General features: G+C 63.5%; 28 protein-coding genes and 2 tRNA genes. 7 read left to right on the top strand and 23 right to left on the bottom strand.

From position 1 onward, the window contains the following. Positions 1 to 292: 292 nt before the first annotated feature. Positions 293 to 2,989 (bottom strand): pyruvate dehydrogenase (acetyl-transferring), homodimeric type, encoded by a 2,697-nt coding sequence (gene aceE, locus ABDB81_RS17265; protein WP_346812379.1) that lies wholly within the window; start codon positions 2,987 to 2,989, stop codon positions 293 to 295. Between the two features lie 161 nt (positions 2,990 to 3,150). After that, on the bottom strand, positions 3,151 to 3,675 hold the full coding sequence (locus tag ABDB81_RS17260; RefSeq protein WP_160472657.1) for a MarR family winged helix-turn-helix transcriptional regulator: 525 nt from the start codon (positions 3,673 to 3,675) through the stop codon (positions 3,151 to 3,153). Positions 3,676 to 3,845: 170 nt separating this feature from the next. Between ABDB81_RS17260 and ABDB81_RS17255 the strand changes: the two genes are divergently transcribed. Then, the gene (locus ABDB81_RS17255; RefSeq protein ID WP_237380299.1) at positions 3,846 to 4,328 is read left to right on the top strand and encodes a DUF417 family protein; all 483 of its coding nucleotides are present in this window, start codon (positions 3,846 to 3,848) and stop codon (positions 4,326 to 4,328) included. Between the two features lie 325 nt (positions 4,329 to 4,653). Here ABDB81_RS17255 and ABDB81_RS17250 read toward each other — a convergent pair whose 3' ends face one another. After that, a complete protein-coding gene (locus ABDB81_RS17250) occupies positions 4,654 to 5,865 on the bottom strand; it encodes an NAD(P)/FAD-dependent oxidoreductase (protein ID WP_160472658.1) in 1,212 nt (403 codons plus the stop codon). 231 nt (positions 5,866 to 6,096) lie between these two features. Between ABDB81_RS17250 and ABDB81_RS17245 the strand changes: the two genes are divergently transcribed. From ABDB81_RS17245 to ABDB81_RS17235, 3 genes are read left to right on the top strand one after another with little or no spacing between them, the layout of a single operon-like run. Beyond that, positions 6,097 to 6,285 carry a hypothetical protein gene (locus ABDB81_RS17245; RefSeq protein ID WP_137924866.1) on the top strand — a complete coding sequence of 63 codons (189 nt, stop codon included), beginning with the start codon at positions 6,097 to 6,099 and terminating at the stop codon, positions 6,283 to 6,285. A 53-nt stretch (positions 6,286 to 6,338) separates the two neighbouring features. Next, positions 6,339 to 6,749 carry a cupin domain-containing protein gene (locus ABDB81_RS17240; RefSeq protein ID WP_346812452.1) on the top strand — a complete coding sequence of 137 codons (411 nt, stop codon included), beginning with the start codon at positions 6,339 to 6,341 and terminating at the stop codon, positions 6,747 to 6,749. Next, positions 6,746 to 7,195 carry a carboxymuconolactone decarboxylase family protein gene (locus tag ABDB81_RS17235; protein ID WP_160473271.1) on the top strand — a complete coding sequence of 150 codons (450 nt, stop codon included), beginning with the start codon at positions 6,746 to 6,748 and terminating at the stop codon, positions 7,193 to 7,195. Before ABDB81_RS17240 ends, ABDB81_RS17235 begins: the two co-directional genes overlap by 4 nt. A 57-nt stretch (positions 7,196 to 7,252) precedes the next feature. Here the strand turns inward: ABDB81_RS17235 and ABDB81_RS17230 are convergent, their stop codons facing one another. The 3 genes from ABDB81_RS17230 to ABDB81_RS17220 form a co-directional block, all read right to left on the bottom strand. Further along, the gene (locus ABDB81_RS17230; protein ID WP_160472660.1) at positions 7,253 to 7,648 is read right to left on the bottom strand and encodes a cupin domain-containing protein; all 396 of its coding nucleotides are present in this window, start codon (positions 7,646 to 7,648) and stop codon (positions 7,253 to 7,255) included. A 42-nt stretch (positions 7,649 to 7,690) separates the two neighbouring features. Beyond that, a complete protein-coding gene (locus ABDB81_RS17225; RefSeq protein WP_346812376.1) occupies positions 7,691 to 8,110 on the bottom strand; it encodes an organic hydroperoxide resistance protein in 420 nt (139 codons plus the stop codon). Positions 8,111 to 8,189: 79 nt separating this feature from the next. Further along, a complete protein-coding gene (locus tag ABDB81_RS17220; protein WP_346812374.1) occupies positions 8,190 to 9,155 on the bottom strand; it encodes an alpha/beta hydrolase in 966 nt (321 codons plus the stop codon). A gap of 240 nt (positions 9,156 to 9,395) precedes the next feature. Between ABDB81_RS17220 and ABDB81_RS17215 the strand changes: the two genes are divergently transcribed. Then, positions 9,396 to 9,872, top strand: coding sequence for a DUF6130 family protein (locus ABDB81_RS17215; protein ID WP_346812372.1), 477 nt, complete (start codon positions 9,396 to 9,398; stop codon positions 9,870 to 9,872). Between the two features lie 40 nt (positions 9,873 to 9,912). Continuing rightward, a complete protein-coding gene (locus tag ABDB81_RS17210) occupies positions 9,913 to 10,377 on the top strand; it encodes a MarR family transcriptional regulator (protein ID WP_346812370.1) in 465 nt (154 codons plus the stop codon). A 59-nt stretch (positions 10,378 to 10,436) separates the two neighbouring features. Here the strand turns inward: ABDB81_RS17210 and ABDB81_RS17205 are convergent, their stop codons facing one another. The 5 genes from ABDB81_RS17205 to ABDB81_RS17185 all read right to left on the bottom strand — a co-directional run bounded on the left by ABDB81_RS17205 (position 10,437) and on the right by ABDB81_RS17185 (position 15,165). Continuing rightward, positions 10,437 to 11,678 carry an MFS transporter gene (locus ABDB81_RS17205; protein WP_346812368.1) on the bottom strand — a complete coding sequence of 414 codons (1,242 nt, stop codon included), beginning with the start codon at positions 11,676 to 11,678 and terminating at the stop codon, positions 10,437 to 10,439. Between the two features lie 123 nt (positions 11,679 to 11,801). Further along, positions 11,802 to 12,875 carry an ATP-binding protein gene (locus ABDB81_RS17200; protein ID WP_346812366.1) on the bottom strand — a complete coding sequence of 358 codons (1,074 nt, stop codon included), beginning with the start codon at positions 12,873 to 12,875 and terminating at the stop codon, positions 11,802 to 11,804. Then, positions 12,876 to 13,595 (bottom strand): response regulator, encoded by a 720-nt coding sequence (locus ABDB81_RS17195; protein ID WP_237380127.1) that lies wholly within the window; start codon positions 13,593 to 13,595, stop codon positions 12,876 to 12,878. A 148-nt stretch (positions 13,596 to 13,743) separates the two neighbouring features. Beyond that, a tRNA-Arg gene (locus ABDB81_RS17190) sits at positions 13,744 to 13,820 on the bottom strand. Between the two features lie 73 nt (positions 13,821 to 13,893). Next, positions 13,894 to 15,165, bottom strand: coding sequence for a GGDEF domain-containing protein (locus tag ABDB81_RS17185; RefSeq protein WP_346812448.1), 1,272 nt, complete (start codon positions 15,163 to 15,165; stop codon positions 13,894 to 13,896). Between the two features lie 431 nt (positions 15,166 to 15,596). Between ABDB81_RS17185 and ABDB81_RS17180 the strand changes: the two genes are divergently transcribed. Continuing rightward, a tRNA-Pro gene (locus tag ABDB81_RS17180) sits at positions 15,597 to 15,673 on the top strand. A 521-nt stretch (positions 15,674 to 16,194) separates the two neighbouring features. Here the strand turns inward: ABDB81_RS17180 and ABDB81_RS17175 are convergent. From ABDB81_RS17175 to ABDB81_RS17120, 12 genes are all read right to left on the bottom strand, one after another. Beyond that, the gene (locus tag ABDB81_RS17175; RefSeq protein ID WP_346812363.1) at positions 16,195 to 16,578 is read right to left on the bottom strand and encodes a hypothetical protein; all 384 of its coding nucleotides are present in this window, start codon (positions 16,576 to 16,578) and stop codon (positions 16,195 to 16,197) included. Beyond that, positions 16,578 to 16,949 carry a DUF6527 family protein gene (locus ABDB81_RS17170; RefSeq protein ID WP_346812361.1) on the bottom strand — a complete coding sequence of 124 codons (372 nt, stop codon included), beginning with the start codon at positions 16,947 to 16,949 and terminating at the stop codon, positions 16,578 to 16,580. Before ABDB81_RS17170 ends, ABDB81_RS17175 begins: the two co-directional genes overlap by 1 nt. Then, positions 16,946 to 17,131, bottom strand: a complete 186-nt coding sequence (locus ABDB81_RS17165; protein WP_346812360.1) for a hypothetical protein — start codon at positions 17,129 to 17,131, stop codon at positions 16,946 to 16,948. The genes ABDB81_RS17170 and ABDB81_RS17165 overlap by 4 nt, the downstream gene beginning before the upstream one ends. Beyond that, positions 17,128 to 17,556 (bottom strand): hypothetical protein, encoded by a 429-nt coding sequence (locus tag ABDB81_RS17160; protein ID WP_346812358.1) that lies wholly within the window; start codon positions 17,554 to 17,556, stop codon positions 17,128 to 17,130. Before ABDB81_RS17160 ends, ABDB81_RS17165 begins: the two co-directional genes overlap by 4 nt. Beyond that, positions 17,540 to 17,878 (bottom strand): hypothetical protein, encoded by a 339-nt coding sequence (locus ABDB81_RS17155; RefSeq protein ID WP_346812357.1) that lies wholly within the window; start codon positions 17,876 to 17,878, stop codon positions 17,540 to 17,542. Before ABDB81_RS17155 ends, ABDB81_RS17160 begins: the two co-directional genes overlap by 17 nt. A 35-nt stretch (positions 17,879 to 17,913) precedes the next feature. Next, positions 17,914 to 18,147 carry a hypothetical protein gene (locus ABDB81_RS17150; RefSeq protein ID WP_346812355.1) on the bottom strand — a complete coding sequence of 78 codons (234 nt, stop codon included), beginning with the start codon at positions 18,145 to 18,147 and terminating at the stop codon, positions 17,914 to 17,916. Further along, the gene (locus ABDB81_RS17145) at positions 18,147 to 18,680 is read right to left on the bottom strand and encodes a glycoside hydrolase family 19 protein (protein ID WP_346812353.1); all 534 of its coding nucleotides are present in this window, start codon (positions 18,678 to 18,680) and stop codon (positions 18,147 to 18,149) included. Before ABDB81_RS17145 ends, ABDB81_RS17150 begins: the two co-directional genes overlap by 1 nt. A gap of 36 nt (positions 18,681 to 18,716) precedes the next feature. Next, positions 18,717 to 19,016, bottom strand: coding sequence for a hypothetical protein (locus ABDB81_RS17140; protein ID WP_346812351.1), 300 nt, complete (start codon positions 19,014 to 19,016; stop codon positions 18,717 to 18,719). Further along, positions 19,013 to 20,743 carry a hypothetical protein gene (locus ABDB81_RS17135; protein ID WP_346812350.1) on the bottom strand — a complete coding sequence of 577 codons (1,731 nt, stop codon included), beginning with the start codon at positions 20,741 to 20,743 and terminating at the stop codon, positions 19,013 to 19,015. The genes ABDB81_RS17140 and ABDB81_RS17135 overlap by 4 nt, the downstream gene beginning before the upstream one ends. Positions 20,744 to 20,755: 12 nt before the next feature. Beyond that, positions 20,756 to 21,148: a hypothetical protein gene (locus ABDB81_RS17130; protein ID WP_346812348.1), complete on the bottom strand. Its 393-nt coding sequence runs from the start codon at positions 21,146 to 21,148 to the stop codon at positions 20,756 to 20,758. A 63-nt stretch (positions 21,149 to 21,211) separates the two neighbouring features. Next, on the bottom strand, positions 21,212 to 21,829 hold the full coding sequence (locus ABDB81_RS17125) for a tail fiber assembly protein (RefSeq protein ID WP_346812347.1): 618 nt from the start codon (positions 21,827 to 21,829) through the stop codon (positions 21,212 to 21,214). Then, on the bottom strand, positions 21,826 to 22,464 hold the full coding sequence (locus ABDB81_RS17120; protein WP_346812345.1) for a phage tail protein: 639 nt from the start codon (positions 22,462 to 22,464) through the stop codon (positions 21,826 to 21,828). Before ABDB81_RS17120 ends, ABDB81_RS17125 begins: the two co-directional genes overlap by 4 nt. Between the last annotated feature and the right edge of the window lie 7 nt (positions 22,465 to 22,471).

Genomic DNA, 22,471 nt, shown 5'->3' with positions numbered 1-22,471 from the left:
CAGTTTGCAAGCGCTGTATGCGGCAACGGAAAACAATGCCTTGTGCCGCTGACTGCAAGTTATGCGAAGTCGGTAGGCCGCACCAGCCTACGATAGATTCCCCTATCCTATGTTTTGGCGTGCCCGGGCTATACCATCGCATAGGAAGGGAATAACGTCCCCCGGCTCATCGAGTCACACTGATCCGGCCACTGCTGCACCGAAGGAAGCTCGAGGCGCCAAGAGGTTCCGCATGCTCTCGTGGATACTGATTTCCTGCGCTTCGGGGAACAACGCAGCAACCGTATGCCGATCAGGCATGCAACGGGTTCGGCTTCTCCGGATCGATGCCGTACTTGCGAATGGCTTCCGATACGCGTTCGACAGGGAGGGTTCCCTCATCCGCAAGCGCCTTCAATGCGGCAACTGCGATCCACTGACGATCTACTTCGAAGAAATGCCGCAATGCCGCGCGTGTATCGGAGCGCCCAAAACCGTCGGTGCCCAGCACAATGAACTTCTGCGGCACATAGGCGCGGATCTGATCGGCCAGTGCACGGATATAGTCGGTCGCCACAACGACCGGTCCGCGCGCATCGTGGAGCAGTTGCGTCACGTGCGGCACGCGGGGCGGCGCCTCGGGATGCAGCAGGTTGTGTCGTTCTGCCGCGCGGCCGTCGCGCGCAAGCTCCGTCAATCCTGGCACCCCCCACACGTCCGCGGCCACACCCCAGTCCTGCTGGAGCAATGCGGCTGCCGCGATCACCTCATTGAAAATCGTGCCAGCACCCATCAACTGCACGCGCGGTACGGATGGCGCGGCCTGCGACTTGCTGAACGCGTACATGCCCTTGAGGATATGCTGCGCCACGTCCGGCCCCTCCGGCATGGCCGGCTGCGCATAGGATTCGTTCATGACGGTGATGTAGTAGTAGACGTCTTCCTGCTCCTGCACCATCCGGCGCAAACCATCCTGCACGATCACGGCCAGTTCGTATGCGAACGACGGGTCGTAGCTGATGCAGTTCGGCACTGAGGACGCCCACAGCAACGAATGTCCATCCTCGTGCTGCAGGCCTTCGCCATTGATGGTGGTCCGTCCCGATATGCCTCCGAGCAGGAACCCTCGCGCGCGCATGTCGGCTGCTGCCCAGGCGAGATCGCCCACGCGCTGAAAGCCGAACATCGAATAGAAGATGTAGAACGGCACCATGGGTTCGCCATGCGTGGAATAGGACGTTGCCGCCGCGATCCAGTCCGCCATGCCGCCTGCCTCGTTGATGCCTTCCTGGAGGAACTGGCCAGTGGCCGACTCCCTGTAGGACGTCAGCGCGTCGGCATCCTGCGGGGTATAGCGCTGGCCGTCCTGATTCCAGATGCCGATCTGCCGGAAGAGCCCTTCCATGCCAAAGGTGCGCGACTCGTCCGGCACGATGGGCACGATGCGTTTGCCCAGTGCCTTGTCGCGCAGGAGCGTGCCAAGGATGCGTACGAAAGCCATGGTGGTCGACATGCCCCGCCCTTCGGGGGTGGCCTTGAGCAGCGCGTCGAAGGCCGACAGGTCGGGCACCGGCAACGATGCGGCTTTCTGCCGACGCGCAGGCAGGTAACCACCCAGCGACTGGCGACGTTCGCGCATGTACGTGAGCGCCTTCGATCCTTCAGGCAAGCTGATATACGGAACGTCCTCGATATCCGCATCGGCAACGGGCAGCGCGTATTTGTCGCGCAAGGCCAGCAGGGCCTCACGCTGCACCTTCTTCTGCTGATGATTGACGTTCGAGGCCTGCCCCTGGTCTCCCATGCCGTAGCCCTTGATCGTCTTGGCGAGAATCACGGTCGGCACGTCGCGGCTGCGCGCCGCCTCCGCGAATGCCGCGAACACCTTCTCGGGATCGTGGCCCCCACGATCCAGGCTCCAGAGATCGTCGTCCGTGTAGTCGGCCACCAGCGCCTTCAGCGCCGGTGTATTGAAGAAATGCTCGCGCAGGTAGGCGCCGGACTTCGAACGGTAAGTCTGATATTCGCCATCGACCACTTCCATCATCCGTTGTGCCAGCGCCCCACTTGTGTCGCGTGCAAATAAGTCGTCCCAGCGACTGCCCCACAGCACCTTGATCACCCGCCATCCGGCCCCCAGGAAGATGCGTTCGAGCTCCTGCACGATCTTGCCGTTGCCACGCACGGGCCCGTCTAGGCGCTGAAGATTCGCATTGACCACGAACACGAGATTGCCCAGGCGTTCGCGGGCCGCCATGCCAATTGCGCCGAGCGATTCGGGCTCGTCCATTTCGCCGTCGCCAAGGAAGACCCACACCTTCCTGTCGTCGGTCTTCGCAATGCCACGCGCCTGCAGGTACTTCATGAAGCGGGTCTGATAGATGGCCATCAACGGACCCAGTCCCATCGATACCGTGGGGAACTGCCAGAAGTCCGGCATCAGCCACGGGTGAGGATAGGAAGACAGCCCTTGCCCGCCCACCTCGCGCCGGTAATTGTCGAGCTGCGCCGCATCGAGTCGGCCCAGCAGGAACGCCCGCGCGTAGATGCCCGGCGACACATGGCCCTGTACGAAGATCAGATCGCCGCCGTGCTCCGGCGTGGGAGCGCGCCAGAAGTGATTGAAGCCCACGTCATAGAGCGTGGCTGCCGAAGCGAACGAAGCGATATGCCCGCCAACATTGGAAGTCTTCCCGGCGCGCACCACCATCGCCATGGCGTTCCACCGGGTATAGGCACGAATGTGGCGCTCGAGCTCGCGGTCGCCCGGCATGCGAGGTTGCTGGTCGACGGGAATGGTATTGACGTACGGCGTGCCGGCGGAATGCGGCTGCATCTGGCCGCGCAGGCGTGCATGCGCCATCTGCCGCTCGATCAGGTAGTGCGCACGGGCGGGACCGACATTGCCAAGAACGCCGTCGAGCGCCTCCAGCCATTCCGCTGTTTCCTGCGGGTCATCATCCCGAGGATCATTGGTCGTTGCGATGTGATCAAGTTGCGCGGCAGTCATGGCAGGTCTCCTTCGGTGCTATCCGATGAGACCAGTGTAGGCCATAACTACGACTTGTACAGTCGGCGTTATTAGACTAATGCTTCGGGTGATCCGGGCATGGCTCATGAGAAGGGCCAGGCAAGGACCTTAAGTCCGCGATGTCGCCTGCCGCGCTGCGCTCAGGCGCGTGGGCAGAGCATGCCGAATGCATCCATCGGGCAATTGGCGCACGCGTCCTGATTGCACAGGCGGCATACGCTCATCGCCGACGTGGCATCGCTCGGCATGCTGACAAGCATCGTCTCCACCAGCCGCTCCAGCACCGCACGATCCGTGGACGACACGTGGCTCAATACCGACTCGATCGCGGCGCGGCGCCCTTCCAGGATGGTGGCCCGCTCCGTCTCGCCCGCCGCCGTCAGGTGCAGGGCGATGGCCCTGCGATCGCTTGCGGCGGGTGTGCGTTGAGCAAAGCCGGCTGCGACGAGCCTGTCCACCATACGCACCGCGCCAGGATGGCTCAGCCCGGACACCTTGCCCAACTGGTCGATGGACAATCCCGGCGCGTGGCCGATCACGATCAACGCGGCGGCCGCCTCGCCGCGCAACGATGTGCGGTGATCAACGGCTGCGTGAATCCGATCGGAAAGCCCTGTCGCCAGGGCACCGAGCATGTTTGCGAGTCGCGAAGGGTCCTTCTTCATTTGTCCTTGCTCCGAGTAAAAGCGTATCCTATTATATGCATGACTCATGCATATATGTAAGAGTTGTTGTGATGAAGGTGCAACACCTTCGAAGTTGGTTGCTGGACAGCCTAGGCACTCAGCGATTGACGTACATCCCTAATCTGTTCAGGAGCAACACCATGCACTCGATGTCTTCCTTTGCCGCGACGCATCCCCAGGCAGCCGTTCACGACCGTACGGTCTTCCTGTTGCGCTGGTCTCTCGTGGTTGTCTTTCTCTGGTTCGGTGGAATGAAGTTCACCCTTTACGAAGCGCAAGGCATCGCGCCATTCATCGAGCACAGCCCGTTCATGAGCTGGTTGCACACTGCCTTTGGAATACGCGGTGCCAGCGCCGTCATCGGCACGCTGGAACTCGCAACGGCCGCCGCGCTGGCCGTTGGCGCCTTCCACCGGGGCGTTTCGGTATTGGGTGCCGCGATGTCCTGCGCCACCTACGCGATTACGTTGACGTTCTTTTTCACGACGCCTGGTGTCGCCGAGCCCACTGCCGGCGGATTCCCCGCCATTTCGGCGCCGATCGGTCAGTTCCTGTTGAAGGACCTCGTGCTGCTGGCTGCGTCTGTCGTGCTGCTGCAATCCTCCCTCGCGCACTGGAAAGCCCGCGCATAACGCCCGCACTTTCTCGATGACGATGGCGCCTCACGGCGCCATTTTTGTTTGGCTATCTGCGTGAAATATTTCCCATATCAGCATGGGCGTGGAGTGTGCTCTGCACTGTCTGCTCTTCGCCGCGCGTACCGTGGAGGCGCTGCCCGCCGCGTATGACTGCCCTGGTGGTGCAGGGGTTGGTTGAGCAATCGCGCGGCAGACCGGCGCAGTATCCGCGCAGTATCCGATGAGGAAGCAGATAAAGAAGCGGATGATGGAGCGGATGAAGGAGCCAAACAAGAAGGGCGATCCCGGAGGATCGCCCTTCTTGTCTTCTTGCAGCCGATCAGGCCACGACGATGCGGCGTGGGTCGGCCGAGGCCAGGGCCTCGGCGCGGTTCGCGCTAGGCGGGTAGATCCATTCCGTGTTGATCTTCGTTTTCAGCGCTTTGGCTTCGGCACCGGACAGCTTCACCTGACGGTCCCAACCTTCGGTGTACACCGCGCCCCATGGGCCCAGGTCGAGGCACGTCACGTACTTCGGCTGGCTGTACGGGATCGGCGGGTGGCCCAGCAGGTCGGCTGCCACGTTGTGTCCCGCCGAGCGACCGAGGTTCATGGCGTGCTGGCAGGACATCATGGTCACGTTGCCTTCGTCGTCCGTGGCAGCACGGGCTACGTCCCCTGTCGCGTAGACGTGCTCCACGCCATCCACCTTCAGATTGCGGTCAACATGAAGGCGGCCGAAATTGTCGCGCTGCGCGGGAATCTGGTCTGTCAGCGCACTGGCACGTGCACCGGCAGTCCAGATCACGGTGTTGGCATCGATGCGTTCCCCGCTCTCCAGCGTGACGCCGTTCGCGTCAACCGATGACACACCGGAACCCAGCTTCCACGTCACGCCCAGTTCGGTCAGGGCCTCGGTAATCACCGGGCGCGGACCTTGTCCCAGATCCGGGCCGATCTCGCCATTGCGCTCCACCAGAATGACACGCACTGTGGTGTCGGCACCCAGCACTTCACGCAACCGCGCCGGCATCTCGGCCGCCGTCTCGATACCGGTGAAACCAGCGCCGGCAATGACCACGGTATTACGCGCGATGCTGTCGGGGCGGTCTGCCAGAGCGTGCAGATGCGCTTCCAGCCGCGAAGCATCTGCCACCTGATCGACATTGAAAGCATGCGCATCCAGGCCGTCGATGGCCGGGCGGAACAGCCGGCTGCCCGCGGCCAGCACGAGCCGGTCATAGTCCAGGGTCTGGTGCGACGTATCGGCGCCTACACCCTTCACTTCCACCTTGCGCGCTGCCACGTCGATGCGCTCGACAATGCCCTGCACGAAACGCACGCCAGTGGCGGCAAAGATCTCGAGCAGCGGCGCCTTCATCTTCAGCGGGTTCTGTTCATAGAGCCGAGGACGCACATGGAGCGCGGGTTCCGGCGCAACCAGCACGATTTCCACATCGGTGCGCGCGGCCTCGTCGAGCAGACGGGCCGAAGCAAGGGCGCTCCACATGCCGGCAAAGCCGGCGCCAATAACAAGAATGCGTTGGGACATCTCTACTGCTCCTGATTGGATCTTTACTGCACTGACCAGCGGCGGCGCCGCCTGCGTCTCCGGGTCGCGTCATTCGCCGCGCCTTAACTACGATTGTATGAGTCGTAGTTAAGATGAGCAAGAAATTTTTGGACCGGGTTTAGCGACGCCATCCTCTACTTGCAGCATTCCGGCGGATCGACTATCTTTATCTCCGACTACATTAGTCGTAGTAAAGAACTGGAGTTGATCATGAGACGGTTTGGTTGGGTAGGCGTGCTGGGCACGTTGGCTGTACTGGCTACCGGCATCGCCACATGGGCGGCAGCCGACGGTGCGCTTGCGCCGCAGGGCGCGCATGGGGTGCTTCTGGGTGCGCAACATGCCGATGGCACGAATGCCGCCAGCCAGGCATCCGGGCCTCCCTATCCGGTGACCTGACCGCCTCTGACAACCCGAACATGGAGATCGAGATGAAAATTGTTTCCTCACGCATGCTGGCGCCGTTATTCATGGCGGCCGGCCTCATGCTTGCCGGCGGTGCGATGGCACATGGCACCGGCGAGACCGTCACACCAAATTTCTCACGCGCCATTCCCAATATCCCGGGCAAAACGCTGATCGCGGTAGAGGTGAACTATGCGCCGGGTGGCGCATCACACCCGCACCGGCACGCCGGGTCTGCATTCATCTATGCCTACGTCGTTTCGGGCAGCATCGTCAGCAAGGTCAACGATGGCCCCGAACGCGTGTACAAGGCGGGTGAGAGTTTCCACGAAGACCCGGGCTCGACCCATCCGGTCAGCCGGAATGCCAGCAAGACCCAACCCGCGAAGCTGCTGGCCGTTTTCGTGGCCGATACCACGGACACCGAACTCACCACCAACCTTGGCACCAAGAACTGATCATGCGTATCGACTACACCCAAACCTCTCCAGCCGGCGTCAAGGCGCTCGGCACGGTCTACGGCTACATCACCCAGTCCGGGCTCGACGCCGTGCTGGTGGAACTGACCTACCTGCGCATCAGCCAGATCAACGGTTGCGCGTACTGCCTGGACATGCACACGCGCGAACTCACACGCAAGGGTGTTGACGTGCAGAAGCTCGCACTGGTGCAGGTCTGGCATGAAGCCGGGAATCTGTTCACCGAGCGCGAGAAGGCCGCGCTGGCCTGGGCGGAAACCGTGACACGCGTCGCCGATACCCACGTGCCCGACGAAGCGTTTGCGGCGGCCGCCGCGATCTTCGAAGAGAAGGAACTGGCAGACCTGACCATCGCGATCGGCCTGATGAACGCGTTCAATCGTCTCGCCATCAGCTTCCGGCGTGCGCCAGCGCAAGCCGTGTAACGACGAAATGCCGACGCCCGCCGCATTGCGACGGGCGTCGGGGCAAAGCGCGAAGCCTTACTTTGACGGCGTTGCCAGCGGCGCGCCCTTCTTCACGATGTACGTCGCCAGCTCCGACGATTTGCCGCTCCCCACGTTGCGGGCGGAATGTGCCATGCCCGCGGGAATGAACAGCGCCTGACCGGCCTTGAGCGTCACGGGCGGACTATCACCAAGCTGGTACTCCAGCGTGCCCTCCAGCACGTAAGCGATTTCCTCGCCCGGATGGGCGTGTTTGGGTGCAAATGCGCCAGGTTCAAAGTCCACGCGGACCTGCACCCCTTCGAGAAGCGGCGTGCTCAAATCGTGCTTGACCAGATCCGTGCGATGGATGCCAGGCGCCTGCGCCTGGGCGGTCGAGAACGCCATTGCGCCAGTGACCGCAAGCGCTGCAAGTGAAAGAGTCTTGTTCATGATGGTCTCCAATGGATGGGATATGCGATGCGGTGCCACAGGTCAGACGACCTGTATTTCCACGTCGATGTTGCCGCGCAAGGCTTTCGAGTACGGGCAGATCTGATGCGCGCGCGCCGCCAGGGAACGCGCAAGGTCGGTATCGATACCCGGCAGGGACACATTGAGGCGAGCCGCCAGCAGGAAAGCGTCGCCAGCGCGGCACAAATCGATTTCCGCTTCGACCGCCGCATCCGCAGGCAGGGTGATATCGGCAGCCTGCGCCGCCTTGCCGATCGCGCCGAGGAAACAGGCAGACCAGCCGGCACCCAGCAGTTGCTCTGGATTTGTGCCGGGACCGTTGCTGCCCGGTCCGGAAAGCTCGACCGCGAGACGGTCATCGGAACTGCGGGAATGGCCGTTCCGACCTCCCGTCGTGCGGGTCTTGCCGGTGTAGATCACGGTATCGAAAGCTTGCGTCATGAATTTCAGGGATGTCAGGAGTGTTCGCCACTTGTGGAATGCGACGGACCATGGTGGCGACACGGACCGCGCGAAGCGCTCAAGGACGGAAGGCGTCGCGGACTTCGTCGATGGTGTCGCCTGGACGCTGGAGGTGCGGGTAGTGGCCCGTGGCAGGCAACAACCGCAATGGCGCAGCGGTCCTGCGCGAGAACTCGACACCCATCTCCTTGTTGATATAGATGTCCTGTTCACCCCAGACAACACGCACCGACGTTTTCAGCTTCGGCAGTTGCGCTTCCAGTACATGCTGGTCTCGCGTGAAGTGCGCGTAGTAATGTGCAAACGCATCGGCGGACGAAAGGTGTCCGTTCTGCCAGCCGCGTGCCATGTCAGCCTGATACTCAGCATCGAGCGCATAGCGTTGCGCTTCTGGCAATCCGCGCGTGAATGCGTTCTTCAGAATCTCGTCGCGCGAGGCATTGAAGGCCCTTCGCACGGCTTCGGCAGACGCTGGCTCCTTCAGCGCCTGCAGGCGCTCCTGCATATACTGCGGCCGGTCGAACGGTGCAAAATCCCCGACAACGATCATGCGGGCGATATCCGGCCGATCGACGGCAGCAAGCAGCGCTGGCAAGGCGCCGATATCGGTCGCGTAGATCACCAGGCGGCTACCGCCGATGCCTGTCGTGTCGATGTAGCGCGTGAGGACCGTGGCGTAGTCGCGAGGCGCGTAGGCGAAACGCTCCACAGGCGGACGCGAAGATTCGCCGAATCCGGGCCAGTCGAAAGCATGAACTTCGAAATCCCGGCCGAGCGTCCTGGCAATCGCTTTCCAGGCAAACATGGTCTCGGGAAAGCCGTGCAGGAAAAGCACGGTGCCCTTGGGCGCTGACGGCCGGACCACCATGTGTCGCAAACGCAGATCGGCACCCACGTCCACATTGCCGACCTCGAATGCGACTTCGGCAACGTCATGTGACGCAGCGATGGCGGTGGAGGCGCTGCTCATCAGCGCTGCCGACACAGTGGCAACAGTTGCCACCATGCTGGCTGACCGACGCATTGCTGATCTCTTACCCATCTCCACTCCTCCTGGCACCAGGGAAGGTGCACGATATGTTGCATATGCAGCATTAGAGCCAGCCGATGTATCTCTCCTGTAAGGGTGAGCCGGTCAAAACGTATCGTTATGTGTGCAGGAGTCAGACGGATACATGCCTGTACAAAAAGCCAGCGCGTCTACTATGGCTTCAAGGCATCATCGGCGCCCGTTGGAGTTGTTATCCGTTTCCAGGAGTCAGACATGAGAGCCCTCGCCCCCTTATTTGCTGCCGCTATTCTCGCGGCCGTGCCGATCCATACCATCGCGCAGACTGCTGCCGACGCGATTCGTCCGCCGGCTGTCTTGCCACTGGATGCCGAGCCAGCGCCACGGATCGTGGCGTACTCAGCGTTGCCGGAACCACTCGCAAGGGGTGTCGTGATCGTGCAGTTCCGGACCGAGAATTTTCGTGTGATCCCGGTGTTCGGCAAGGGGGCTACGCAGGTCTCGCCGCGCGTCGGCCATCTGCACGTGACCGTTGACGATGGTCCGGCCACATGGGCACACACCAGCGAGGACCCCATCATCGTGGTGGGATTGCCGCCGGGACCGCATCGGGTGCGCCTGGAACTGGCCGACCCGACACACAAGATTCTGGCCACGGAAACAGTTGCCGTGACCGTGCCCGATACACGGTCGCCGAACACTCACGCGGCACCGCCAGCACATCGGCACTGAGTACGGTACGCTGGCGGTACATCCCTGCGTCACACATGACATGACTTCCGGAAAACGTTCCCCGTCTGGCACCACAGGCGCCGATATCTTTCAGCACTGCGTGATGACGCGCGCCCGGCAAATCTCGCGCGTGCTGACCGCCACCTACGATCAGGCGTTGCGCCCATTCGGCATCAACGCCACGCAGTTCACGCTGCTGGTGCTTGTTCATGAACTGGGGCCCATCAGCCGCGCTGATCTTGGACGACGGAATCATCACGATCGATCCACACTGACACGCAACCTGCAGCCCCTGCTGACGGAAGGATGGATTGCCGAGGACGTGGCAGAGGCCGCCGATGGCCGGTCGCGTCCGCTCTCAGTGACCCGCGCCGGAAAACTGGTGCTGAAGGACGCTGGGCCGGCGTGGGCAGAAGCACAGGCGATAGCTACAACGCTGATCGGAGCGGACGGCGTCACGGCCATCATGGGGATTGCGGGAAAACTCCCGAGGCGACATGGATAACCCAATGCAGGATTGAAGCGCGTGCTGACGGCTCGCCCGCACCTTCGCGTCGTCAGCCGTCAAGCATTGTTCGCCGCGTGGATCGGCTCGGCTGGCCGGGCGAGCGTCGTAGAGAGAAACCCGGTTAGCACGACGCAGCCCGCCAGCGTTCCCATCAATACAAAGGCCCACCGAACCCCCAGATACTCCGCCAGCGGCCCTGCAATCAGAAGTCCCACAGGTGCGGCCATTCCCATCACCATGTTGAGCAGGGACAGCACCCGGCCTTGCAGAGCGTTTGGCACTCTGGTCTGCAGTAGCACGACAAAAGGACCATCGCCCGCCGCGAACGCCAGGCCGCTCACCGTCCACCAGAATACTGCCGGCCAGAACAACGTGGTGGGGGTAAGGGCCGTCAGCGCCAGCGTGAAACACGACACGGCAAACCCGAGGATTACCCAACGCACAGGATTGCGGGGAGCCAGCGCGGCAACGGCGATGCCTCCCAGCACCATGCCAGCGCCGGTCATTCCTTCCATGATGGCCACTTCGGCAATGCCGCCTGCAAAGTGCTCCTTCACGAGAAGCGGCACCATCGTGTAAGTCGGCATGACGATGAGCGTGACGCCCGCCAGCAGGAAGTACAACCATCGAAGGGTGGCATCGCGCCATACGATACGGACGCCACCCAGAAAGTCGGCAAACAACGTGGCCCGTTGAGGCGCTCTCCCCTGCGGTATCTTGAACACGAGCAGAGGCAGCACACCGAGCACCGCTGTCACGGCATCAATGGCGAGCGCCCACCCGAAAGGCATGATGCTCATCGCCAAAGCGCCTAACGGGGCGGCCGCCACAAGGATCACGCCTTGCAGTGCCTGATTGAACCCTGCGGCGCGCGGCAAGAAGCTGGCTGGCACCAGGAGCGGCGTGCTTGCAGCCAGCGCGGGCGACTGGAACGCCTGCATCGCGCTGCGAATCGCCATCATCGTGTACACGTGCCACAACTGTTCGTCGCCACTCAGGAACAGGGCGATCAGCACGAGCATGCAGGCCGCGCTGATGAGGTCGGATGCGACCATGAGCGCGCGCCGGCTGAAGCGGTCTGCAAGAATGCCACCCACTGGAGAGAGTAGCGCCTGGGGAAGCAAAGCCGCCAGGCCCGCAGTGGACAGTGCCGCCGCACTGCCCGTCGTATCGGCAATCCACCAGAGCAGGACAAACTGGCTAAGCGCAGACCCGATCAGAGAGAACGCCTGACCGGCGAAGACACTCCAGTAACGCAGCTTCCACGCTGCCTGCCCATGCGTTTGTGTAGTTGACAAGGCCGATACGTCCAATGCTTGCTTGAACGCGAGATTCTCTCTGATGGCCTTCCGGCTTCAGTGGAGACGGGATGGAGATTTCGTGGAGGCGCAAAGCGCCCCAAGGCACACGGCAACGCCACGTCATGCGCGGGACGGCAACGCTTGTGGCCAGCGCATTTCAAAAGCGCAGCCTCCGCCTGCGGGCAATTCGCAGATAACGGTTCCTGAATGCGCATGGGCGATTGCCGCCACCACCGCCAGGCCGAGGCCACTGCCGCTGCGGTGCGCTGTGTGCGCCACCCCGGCACGGCGGAAGGCAGAGAAAACATGCGCCGCCTGCTCCTGTGGAATACCCGGACCATGATCGCGAACACGAAGATGGCAAGTGCCATCCTGAACAAACGCCTCAATCTGCACGATACCCGGGCCGGCATACCGGCGCGCGTTATCCAGCATTGCCAGGAGTGCCTGACGAATCCGGAGGGGATCGCCAAGAACGGACGGCGCCGTCACTTTCACCACGGGCACCTGGTCCGCAGATGCCAACTCGTTGCCGAAGAACTCCAGGACCTCGCCAATCTCCGCCTGCAAGTTCATATCCTGCACATGAAGATCGAGATGGCCACTCTCCGCCAGGCTGATCACACGCAGATCCTCGATCATGCGCGAGAGTCCCTCCACATGCGTGAGCAGACCACGGAACAAGGCTTCAGTCGGTGGGAACACGCCCTCGGCAAGTCCTTGCAGTCGGCCCCGCAGAACGGTGACCGGTGTCCGAAGCTCATGCGCCATTGCGGCGTTCCAGAATGTCTGCTCTTCGGTAACCCGCTGCAGCCTGGCCGCCAACGCATTGAAATCGTCGGCCAGCGAAGCCGCCTCTCCGAGAGACCGATCACCCGCAACGGCTCTCGCGGCAAGATCGCCACGGGAGACCCTTCGCATGCTGTCGGCCACGGAGTTCAATGGGACCAGGATCTTGCGCGCCAGCTTCCTTGCCACCGCCATGGCAACCACCGCCCCGAACAGGAACGTTGCACCCAGCCAGACCCATTCCGGACCACTGGGCAGGACAGCCGTCTCATCCACCCGCTCGGGCCAATACGTCATCATGACGTAGTAGAAGATGTAAGACGTGGACACGACGACGAATGTCATCCCCAGCGAGACCGCTGTCATCCACAGAGATATCTTCCGACCCAATCCGACGAGCTTCACTCAGAGCTCCAGCAACCGGTAACCGACGCCGCGCACGCCCGTGGGAACGCCACTCACGCCACACTCTTCCAATTTTTTCCGCAGCTTGCTGACATGGCTGTCAACCGTTCGCTCCAGCGCATCGCCTTCGGGCAAGCACGTGGAAAGCAGTTCTGCCCGACTGAACACCCGTTTCGGATACCTGGCAAGCTGCGCAAGGATCCTGTACTCGGTGAGCGTGAGACTCAGTACATGCCGCGCGTTGCCCGATTGGACAACGGCTTCATGCTGATCGAGATCGATCTCGAACGGCGGAACGCGCAGCACCCGGCTCGTCTCCGTCTCGGACGCCGTCCTGGCTCGACGCAACACAGCCTGCACCCGGGCGACCACCTCGGCCGGATTGAATGGCTTGACCACGTAGTCATCCGCACCGATGCGCAGACCCATGAGCTTGTCGATATCCTGGTCGAGCGCAGTGAGCATGATCACCGGCGTACTGCCCCGATGGCGTAGCTCGGAGAGGACCTGCCATCCGTCTGCCAACGGCATCTGTACATCGAGGAGCACCAGATCCGGCTTCAGGGACAGGTGGAGATCCAGTGCGCGTCGGCCGTCTGCGGCATGCACCGTACGCAAGCCGCTGCGCGCACAGTAGGCGGCAAGAATATCGGCAATGTCCGCGTCGTCCTCGGCAACAAGAATCAGAGGCTGCGGTCCGGCTGGAAGTCCTGATTGCATCTTCCGCTCCATAGACTTCGCTCTCCATCGAATCCTCCATACTAGTTCAACCGTGAGTCGAACGATGGCGGACAGAATCGACGGATAAAGTTGGGCGAGACGTCTGTGGACCGAGCCCGTACGAAGGGCGCGAATCCCTCTAGATGCGTGGCCCGCCCTAGAGGATTCGAACCTCTGACCGCTCGCTTAGAAGGCGAGTGCTCTATCCAACTGAGCTAAGGGCGGATTGGCCGTTTATTGGCATGCCGTGGCGGCAAGGCGTGCATTCTACCCCACTGTCGGCGCGTCCGAAATCTGATCAGATCGACTCGCGCTCCCGCACGCGGGGGCGACGCGGCATGCCGACGGATTCGGCCGTATCGTGCGACGAGACGCAATTGCGGCCCATCTGCTTGGCATCGTAGAGCGCGCGGTCGGCGCGGCGCATCACCGCATCGGCATTTTCACCAGCCTGCCGTTCCGCCATGCCGATACTGACTGTGTAGGTAATAGGATCGGGATCGGACGGACATGGCGTGCCACGCACCAGCGCACTCAGGCGGACACTGATGGCCCGGCCAGTCTCCAGCGTCGTATCGGGCATCACGATCGCAAATTCCTCGCCACCCAGGCGACCCAGAATGGCATGCTCCGGCGCGGCCTTGCGCAGCAGCCCGGCAAAGTGGCGCAGCACGCTGTCCCCGGCCAGGTGTCCGTAGAGATCGTTGATCGCCTTGAAGTGGTCGAGATCGATAAACGCCACGGTACAGGGGGCGCGTTGACGTTCCGCCTGCTTGCACGTGACTTCGAGTTCTTCCCAGAAAGCGCCGCGCGACAGCACATCGGTCAGGTCATCGTGGCGCGCCCGGCGCTCGATGATCCGGCGCAACCGGTCATGGGCCATCAGCGCGAAACTCACCGACAATCCCACCACCCCGAACACGAACCAGACCGTGACACCATCGCGCTGCTCGACCAACGGTAGCGGATGCCCGTCCACCAGCGTCGAAAGTGCCGGCCATGCCTGTGCACCTGCCAACACCGCGCATGTCAGCGCCACCAGCACCAGCGACAGCAGCGCAAGGCGGCCGGTGCCATGCTTGGCAGGCAACCTTGGCACTGTGACGCGCAGCAATTCGAGCAACAGCAACACCTGAACCACCGACGCGACCAGCGTCAACCCAGCCACCGCAGACGGCGCGGAGAGTCCGGCGTTTGCCGATGAGCGGGTCGATACGAACTGTGCAATACCCTGGCTCCCATGCAGCGCCAGCGCGGCAAGGCCGGGCAGGTTCAGGACGGCAAGCATCAGACCCCGCCCTGGCTTGCCAACGAAATGCCGTGTCCCATAGACCATCATCGAAAGCCCGGCAGTCAGCGCCAACTCGGGCAACGCCGTCACCGGCCATTCAGGCCGGTAGGCATGCACCGCCAGCAGGATCACTGCCAGCGTCACGATCAGGTCGCCGACGGCCCACGACGTGAGCCCGCTGCGCGCCATCCCTGCCGAGCGCCGCAACACGGCACAGACGATCGCCATCTGCAGCGCAAACAAGCCTGCGATCAGCACTACCACCTGCGACTGAAACATCTTCATTCCCGTTCACAAAGGCATCGCCGGCGCTCCGCACGCACCCGCCAGCCTTCTGTTTCGCGGCCTGCGAACGGCCGTTCTGTGTTGTTTCCGCAGGTCCGGTTGCCCCGAATGCCGTCGATGCGCACGCATCGGGCGGGGCAATGCTCAGGCACGGCGCAGTCAACGCTTCGCGAGCGCTGCTGGCATGCCATTGTTCTGTTGATCGGGACCAGGTCCGGGTGGGCACTGCTATGCCAGGCGCGAAGCGCCGGGTCGGACCGATACGGTGTGCGGATTATGTCAGCGCGCCGCACCAAGTCAAGCCAAAACAGCCCCGGCTGAAGCAGGGTGCGCCCATGCGCCCCAGCCGTCACAACACCACCACATCCGATCTCTTCGAATGGCAATTGACCTGCGAGGAACAATCGCGATAGAATCGCCGGCTTCGGAGCGTAGCGCAGCCTGGTAGCGCATCTGATTTGGGATCAGAGGGTCGTAGGTTCGAATCCTATCGCTCCGACCAGTATTTGCAGTAGTAAAGGCAGTGGAATCAACGGCTTACGCTTAACGGCGTAGGCCGTTTTTTCTTGTCCGCCGCCGACCTTCCAATATCCATCCAATGTGGTTTCCAAAATACAGTGTCTTGTACAGCACTGTATGGATGATCAGTCCACCCCCGGTTCCCTCTCCCAGTCGTCGCACATGAAGACCGGGCATGAATACCCGAGCCTGCAATCCATGCGGATTCTCGGGTGAGGATATTCAAAGGGTACGGTGACCAGCAGCCGTGAGCATGTGCGGCATGCGTATCTATCCCAGATCACATAGGACGGAAGCGGCGGCGGTGGAGGCTGGAACCCGGTAGGCATGCCGATACTGTATATCCATACAGTCTATTTTGGCCATGCCTCCACCGTCTTCCGATGCTTGGCCGCGCATTCCCCCAGCGCCTTCAGCACGTCCCCCATCACCCATTCCTGCCAGGCGTCGTAGTCGCGTTCGGCTGGCGGGTCCTGTGGCCACCGGCACGGCGCGCCCAGCGCGCTATCGAGCGCCGGCGGCTTGCTTGGCAGCCTCGTAGGCGTCGGTGAGCTTGCGCACCCTGAAATCATCAGGGCGGCAATCAGCAGGCAGTGGCTTCTTCGCATTCCGGAACTCCTTCACGGCCTGATCGACCTTGGCGCCCAGCGCGCTCTGGGTGGTGTTGAACTCGTCGGCCTTGGCCCGGATCGTCTCGCCGGCCTGGCGCAGGTCTCCCAGCGCAGCATTGGCACTTGCCAGGTCTGCCTGAGCGCTGGCCGTCTTCATGCGGTCGATCTCTGCGTCTTTGCGCCAGCCGTTGGCTGCCCAGCCGGCGCCGAAGATGACGGCGGCCAGCACGGCCACGCCGATCGCGCGCCAGGGCAGCGCCTTGAGCATCAGCAGCATTACCAGTCCTCCGGAAACGCCACCATCGGCACCGTCTGGCCCGCCAGTTCGTGCGTACAGTCCGACAGGTACTGGATGTGCCCGTCGGTAACGAAGGTATGGCAGATGCCGCAGGCGAAGTCGCGCGGCTCGTCCGGATGCTCCTGGTAGTAGGTGCACCAACACGAACCGTTCTCGTGACCCGGCACGTAGTGCCCGGTCCGAGCCAAGACGCTCGGCGTGAACGTCGGATGTTCCGTATTGCCGTTCCAGCCCCACCGCGGCCCGGGGCCAGAGCCGTGCCGGATGGTGTTGGAGTCTCTGCAGCCCGGGCACCAGAAGGAAAGCGCCCCGGGCGAGGTCTCGCGGAGGACTTTGGACAGTTCGGTCATGGAGTCGCCGCGCACCGCGCGTAGAGATCCGCCGTCACGCGGATGTGGTCGAGCATGTCGGCGCGCGTGGCGCCGGGCTTCAGGGTGGGCAGCGTCTCGCAATGACGCGACGGCGCTGGTGCGGCCGGCGGCTCAGCCACGGCGCAGCTGGCCAGCAGCAGACAGAGCAGCAGGATCTTCATTTCCGGGACTCCCTTACCTTTCGATTCGCGGCCTCGATGTCGCGGTTCACGTCCTGCCGTTCCGCCTCGGTAAGCGGGCGCGGAGCGGCGGCCGGCGCAGCAGCTGGACGGGCAGCCCGCTTCACCGACTTCGCCGCCTCCACCGACGCCTCGGCCGCCTGAGCAGACGAGTTCGCCGCCGCCGCGACCTTCGGCGTCAGCACGGCCAGCGTCTTCGTGTACGCCTCCTGCAGCCTGGCGATCTCGGCTTGGTGGTCGTCACGCTGCTGCGCCATCAATTCCCGGTACTGCCAGACACAGAACAGGTAGCCGGTGCCCATCCCACCGCCGAGCAGCAGGACCAGCACCGTCACCGCTTCCATCCGGTGACCCACCAGGATGAACTTCGCCCGGTACCGCGCCAGCCAATCACGTAGCCTTGCCATCGAATCGCTCCCGCATCATCTGGATCTGCATCTCGAGCGCGGAGATCTTGGCTTCGAGCTTCCCGATCGCCTGGTAGGCGTCGTTGCGCTCCTTGTAGGCCAGGTCCGCCCGCTGCTCGGCCAGCGTCACGCGCTCGTTTGCCTTGTCGAGCTGCGCGGACAGGCGCTCGATGATGTCGATCTGCGCCTTTGATTCCGCTCCGTCGACCCTGTCCCGGCGCCAAGCGCTACGGATGAACCAGATTGCGCCACCGATCGCGGCCACGACAAAGCCGAGCGCCCCGCCCGTGCCCCCCGGCACTGTCATCACAGATAGGTCCATCTCGGCTCCGTTGTGCGTGCTGCTCTGCTGGCAGTTCACGGTTGATCAGTCGGCTGCTGCTCGTCCGGTTTGATGGATTGCTGGGCGACATAGCGGAGCGCGCCGATCAGCACGGCCAGCGCCAGCGTGATCTGGGCGAACTGCTTCGGCTCCAATACAGCCTGGAGTGAGGGCAGCACCAGCTGCGCGGCCGACAGCATGGCCAGCAACGCAGAGAGCAGCACGGTGGTGCTCTTCCACAACTTGTTCCAGTTCTCGACGATCTGCATCACACGACTCCCAGTACGCGCTTGGCGCGTTCCCAACGCTGCTGCCGGTCGGCCAGGCCGTTGGTTCCGCCATTGATCCGGCGGGTAAGGGTTACGAAGTCGCCGGCATCAGCCAGCGCATTCAAGTTCTTCCGCTGCCAGAACCAGCAGGCCGAGCGCGCGGCAAGGGCCTCGCCCTGCAGCTGCGTCGGATCGGCTTCCAGATCGATGCCCAGCGCGGCGCCGCACGCTCGATAGTTGGCGCGCCCGGTGACTTGGATCAGCCCACGGCCCATGAATCGTTTGCCGTCGCCTGGCTGCGTGTTACCCAAGTCCGCTCGGCCCTCGTAGCGCGTCTGCGCCGGTGTCGGCCCCCAGATTTCACGCGTGTAGACGAAACCGGCCGACTCGTGCCCGATCTGCCCGAGCCATGCAGCCTGCCGGGCGGGCGTGGCGATCCCGAACTCAGCCCATGCAGCGGTGATGTGCGGAAACCATCGGTCGGCCATCGCCTGCGTCAGGCCGGCGGCCAGCTTGAAGGTCTGCTTATCCATGACCTCTCCAGAATTGAAAAAGCCACCCGAAGGTGGCTAGATGACGGGGCGCGGGGCGATGCGCAGCGTGGACGTTCGTCGATCCTTTCGACCCGCCGATGTGCTGATCTGGCAGGAGACGTCGCAGAATGTCTCGGCCACCCCACCACCCAGCCAGAAGACGACCTTGCCGCCCTCGATCTGCGTTGTCTTGCCATCCGGGTTAATCGTCAGGCCGGGCGCGGTGATCACGGCGCCGCCGTCGGGGATCGTCTCGCCATCGGTCAGCCACCCCGACCAGTCAAAGCAGTAGTCCAGCACTGCGGCGGGATCCTTCGGCGGGAATGCGTTCGTCATACTGGGATCTCCACAATTCGTGTTTCGGCTTCGACCTGAACCAACCGCAGCTCGTCTGGCACGGCGGCGACCAACTCTGCAGCTGGCACGGTATAGACACGGATTTCGGTGGGCACAACCACCAGGCGCTGCTCGGCCGGCACGACCACCATCGACGGGTCCACGGGCGCGCTTTCCTCACCCACCACCTGCCCGGTCGCCAGCAACACGGCGGGTGCAAGCACGGCACCGACTTGGCCGCTGAACGTCTGCCGGCCGATGATGCTGCCCACCGTGGCGCCAAGGGTTGCCGCCATCGTGCCGGCGACGCCATCGATTGCCGTTCCGCTGAAGTTCGCTGCCACCGGCGACAGCGCCGCGGCCACTACGCCGCTCAGGGTCTGCCTTCCTGTGATGGCGGTTGCCACACCGCCGAGGACCGGTGTCAGCGCACCAGCGAACGTCTGCCGCCCAGCAATGGACGCTGCGACCGGCCCCAGCGTCGCCGCGATGACGCCGCCGGACGAGTCCAGCACCAGGCCGATTAGGGAAGCCGACAGCGGCGCTAGGCTGGCCGCGGCAGCGCCGTTGAGCGTCTGCGCGCCAGCCATTGAGCCGACGACACCACCTAGCGATGCGGCGATCGAGCCGGACAGCGTCTGGGCGCCGGACACGGCCGCCGACACGCCGCCCAGGGTGGCGGCAATGGAACCTGACACCGTCTGGGTGCTGCCGATCGAGGCCGTCGCGCCCGCCAGTGTGCTGGCCACCACACCGCTGACCGCCTGCCCGCCCGCGATGGATGCCGTAACGCCGCCGAGCGTTCGCGTGACAGAACCGGCTAAAGTCTGCACACCGGTGGCTGAAAACGTGACAGCGCCGAGCGTTCGCGAAACAGTGCCCGTGAACTGCTGGCTACCAGTGATGGCCGCCCCTACCGCGCCGAGCGTGGCAGCGATCGTCCCGGTGACACCGCTGGGTGCCGAAGTGTAGGTGATACGGATCTTGCCGAGCGCGCCCGCGCCGCCTGCATTGTTGGCCGAACCGTTGTTGGACGATCCGCCGCCTCCGCCACCACCTGGCGCGCCGCCCGCACCGCCGGCCGCCGGGTTGCTATTGCCGCCGCCACCCCCACCGCCGCCACCGTTCGTATTGGCCGTTCCAGTGCCACCGGTGCCCGTGTTGCCCGCACCGCCGGAGCCACCTGAGCCAGCATTCCCAGCGCCACCCGCACCGCCGTTGTTGTAGCCGGTCGGATCGGCACCGTTGACGCCGTTGCCGGCCGGGCCGCCCGCGCCACCGCCGCCGCCCGGATTGAAAAACCCCGTGGCTCCGCTGCCGCCATTGCCGCCCGAGTACTTCGTGGTGCCGACACCGGCAGACGCCTGGCCGCCCTGCCCGCCCAGTCCCGTCCCGAGACCCGAGATGCCGCCGGCTCCGCCCTTCGCCAGCACGGTCGACGTTGCGCCGAACCATGTGTCGCCGCCCGCGCCACCATTCGTGGGAGTGGCAGCGCCCGCTGTGCCGGCCGCGCCGATCTGGTAGGAGACGGCCGAGGAACCTGGCCAGGCGAAGTTAGATATGCTGGAATACGCCCCGCCTCCGCCACCTCCACCACTACGGTCGTTGCCGCTGTTCGCGCCACCGCCACCGGCCGCGCCGCCCCAGCATTCGATCTTGCTGCCAGCGTCCTGCCAGTCGGACGGCTTGGCTACAGACGTGCCAGACGTCAGTTCGATAGTCGGCACCGCGCGCTCCGGTTACGCGTTCGCTTCGGTCAGGGTCGCCCCAGTAATGGCCACGGCCGCGCCCGCTGAGATTACGTTCGAGTTCATGTTCAGGTCCGCGCCGCTGGTGCCCACGTCCATGTCCATCACAAACGTGTTGTCCGACTTCACCAGGCGCGCCCACGTGGCCGTGCCACTGGCATCGGCGGACGAGTCGCTGGTGATGGCGTTCAGCGTCAGCACACCGCCCGACGCAGCGCCTGCCAGCGTGGCGCCGCAGGTCAGTTCGGCCAGCAGCGTGGTAGCGGTGCCGCCCGTAGCCGGCCGCGTGCCGTTGTAGAGCCGCAGCTTCGCATTGGCGCCGGCAATGGTGGTGATTGCGTCGAGGCGTGCGTTACGCAGCGCAGCGGACATGCCGATGGTCATGATCGAACTCCAGAAATGAAAATGGCCGCTCTATGGCGGCCGGTGGCTTTATCGCAGCGGCGTCTACGCCGGCTTCACCGGCCAGTTGATGGTGCGCGGGAAGCCCACCTGCGAGGTGACCGCGCGCAGCGCCTTCCGGTACTGGCTCAGGGCCTTCAGCCGAGCCGAGTCGTCTTCTGTCAGCTCGTCCAGCACGAAGCCGTCCATCAACGGTGCGATCAACTGATCGGCCTCGGCGAGCAGCGCTCCCTGTTGCACACGAGCCGCCGCTGCGAGCTGCTGCGTCTCCAGCGCGACGTCCAGCGTCCATTCGTCGCCCAGCCAAACGTGGGCCGGCGACGGGCGTGGCTCGTCAGTCAGGAAAGGCGGCAGGTCACCCAGGCCGTTGTATTCCTGGCTGAGATCGAACGCCGTGCCATCGGCTGTCCGGTACAGCGGCACGCCGCGGTAGTCGGGAACTACTGTCCACGCGCCGTCACCCCAATTCTGTGGAGGTGTGCCATCCGCCTGGCGATACACGGCCACCCTGCCTTGTTGCACCGCGGGCGGAGCCGTCGGCGTGGCATAGCCAGGCACGATCGGGTTGTCCGGTTCAAGCGGGTTATCGTCAGCGATTCCGATACCAAGGTGCTGCCCGGTGGTGGGATGATAGTTGTGGATTTCCATTTGGCGGTCCTTCAATACTTGATGCAGGCGAGAAGTGCGATGTTGCGGGGCCGTGTTTCGGTGCCACCGTATGACGATGTTCCGAAGGAATTGCCGGTCGTCAGTGCGGCGTTACCCCCCGGCGCCATGATCGAGGACGATCCACCATAAAGGTGGGTGTGAGCCTCTATGGACTGCGCCTGCGCAGAACCGAATGTGCGCCCCGAGTCCACACCGCGCGAGTCGTCCCAGCCTCGAATGAACTCGGCACGCAGCTCGGGAACATTGAACGTCGTCGATCCGTCCCCCACGCCGAACGTGGTGCCGATCTCGGCGAACAGATCGGCATACGTGGTGCGCGATACAGCGCCACCGTTGGCCTTCAGGAAACCCGTCGGTGCAGCGTTCTTTGCGTGATAGACAACCATCCCCGGTTTGATGTGGCCCAGCAGTGGCACATCGAGAAGACCCAGCGTGACCCACGCCGAGTTGGCCCCGTTCCGAATCTTCAGCAGACCGGTGTTCGTGTCGGCCCACATCTGATATGCGTACGGCGTCGGCGGTGCGGCCGCTCCCGAGCTATGACTGGCCAACGCCTGAAGCGCGTTGTTCACGTCCGCACGATAGGAAGCGCCTGCCTGGTTGGCGACGATGAAATTGTGCTGAGACATCTATGCT

Origin of the sequence: Cupriavidus sp. DL-D2 (genome assembly GCF_039710735.1) — a bacterium.
Classification (GTDB): Bacteria; Pseudomonadota; Gammaproteobacteria; order Burkholderiales; family Burkholderiaceae; genus Cupriavidus.
The sequence above is the reverse complement of the archived record's forward strand: the minus strand, read 5'-3'. Positions and strand labels throughout refer to the sequence as shown.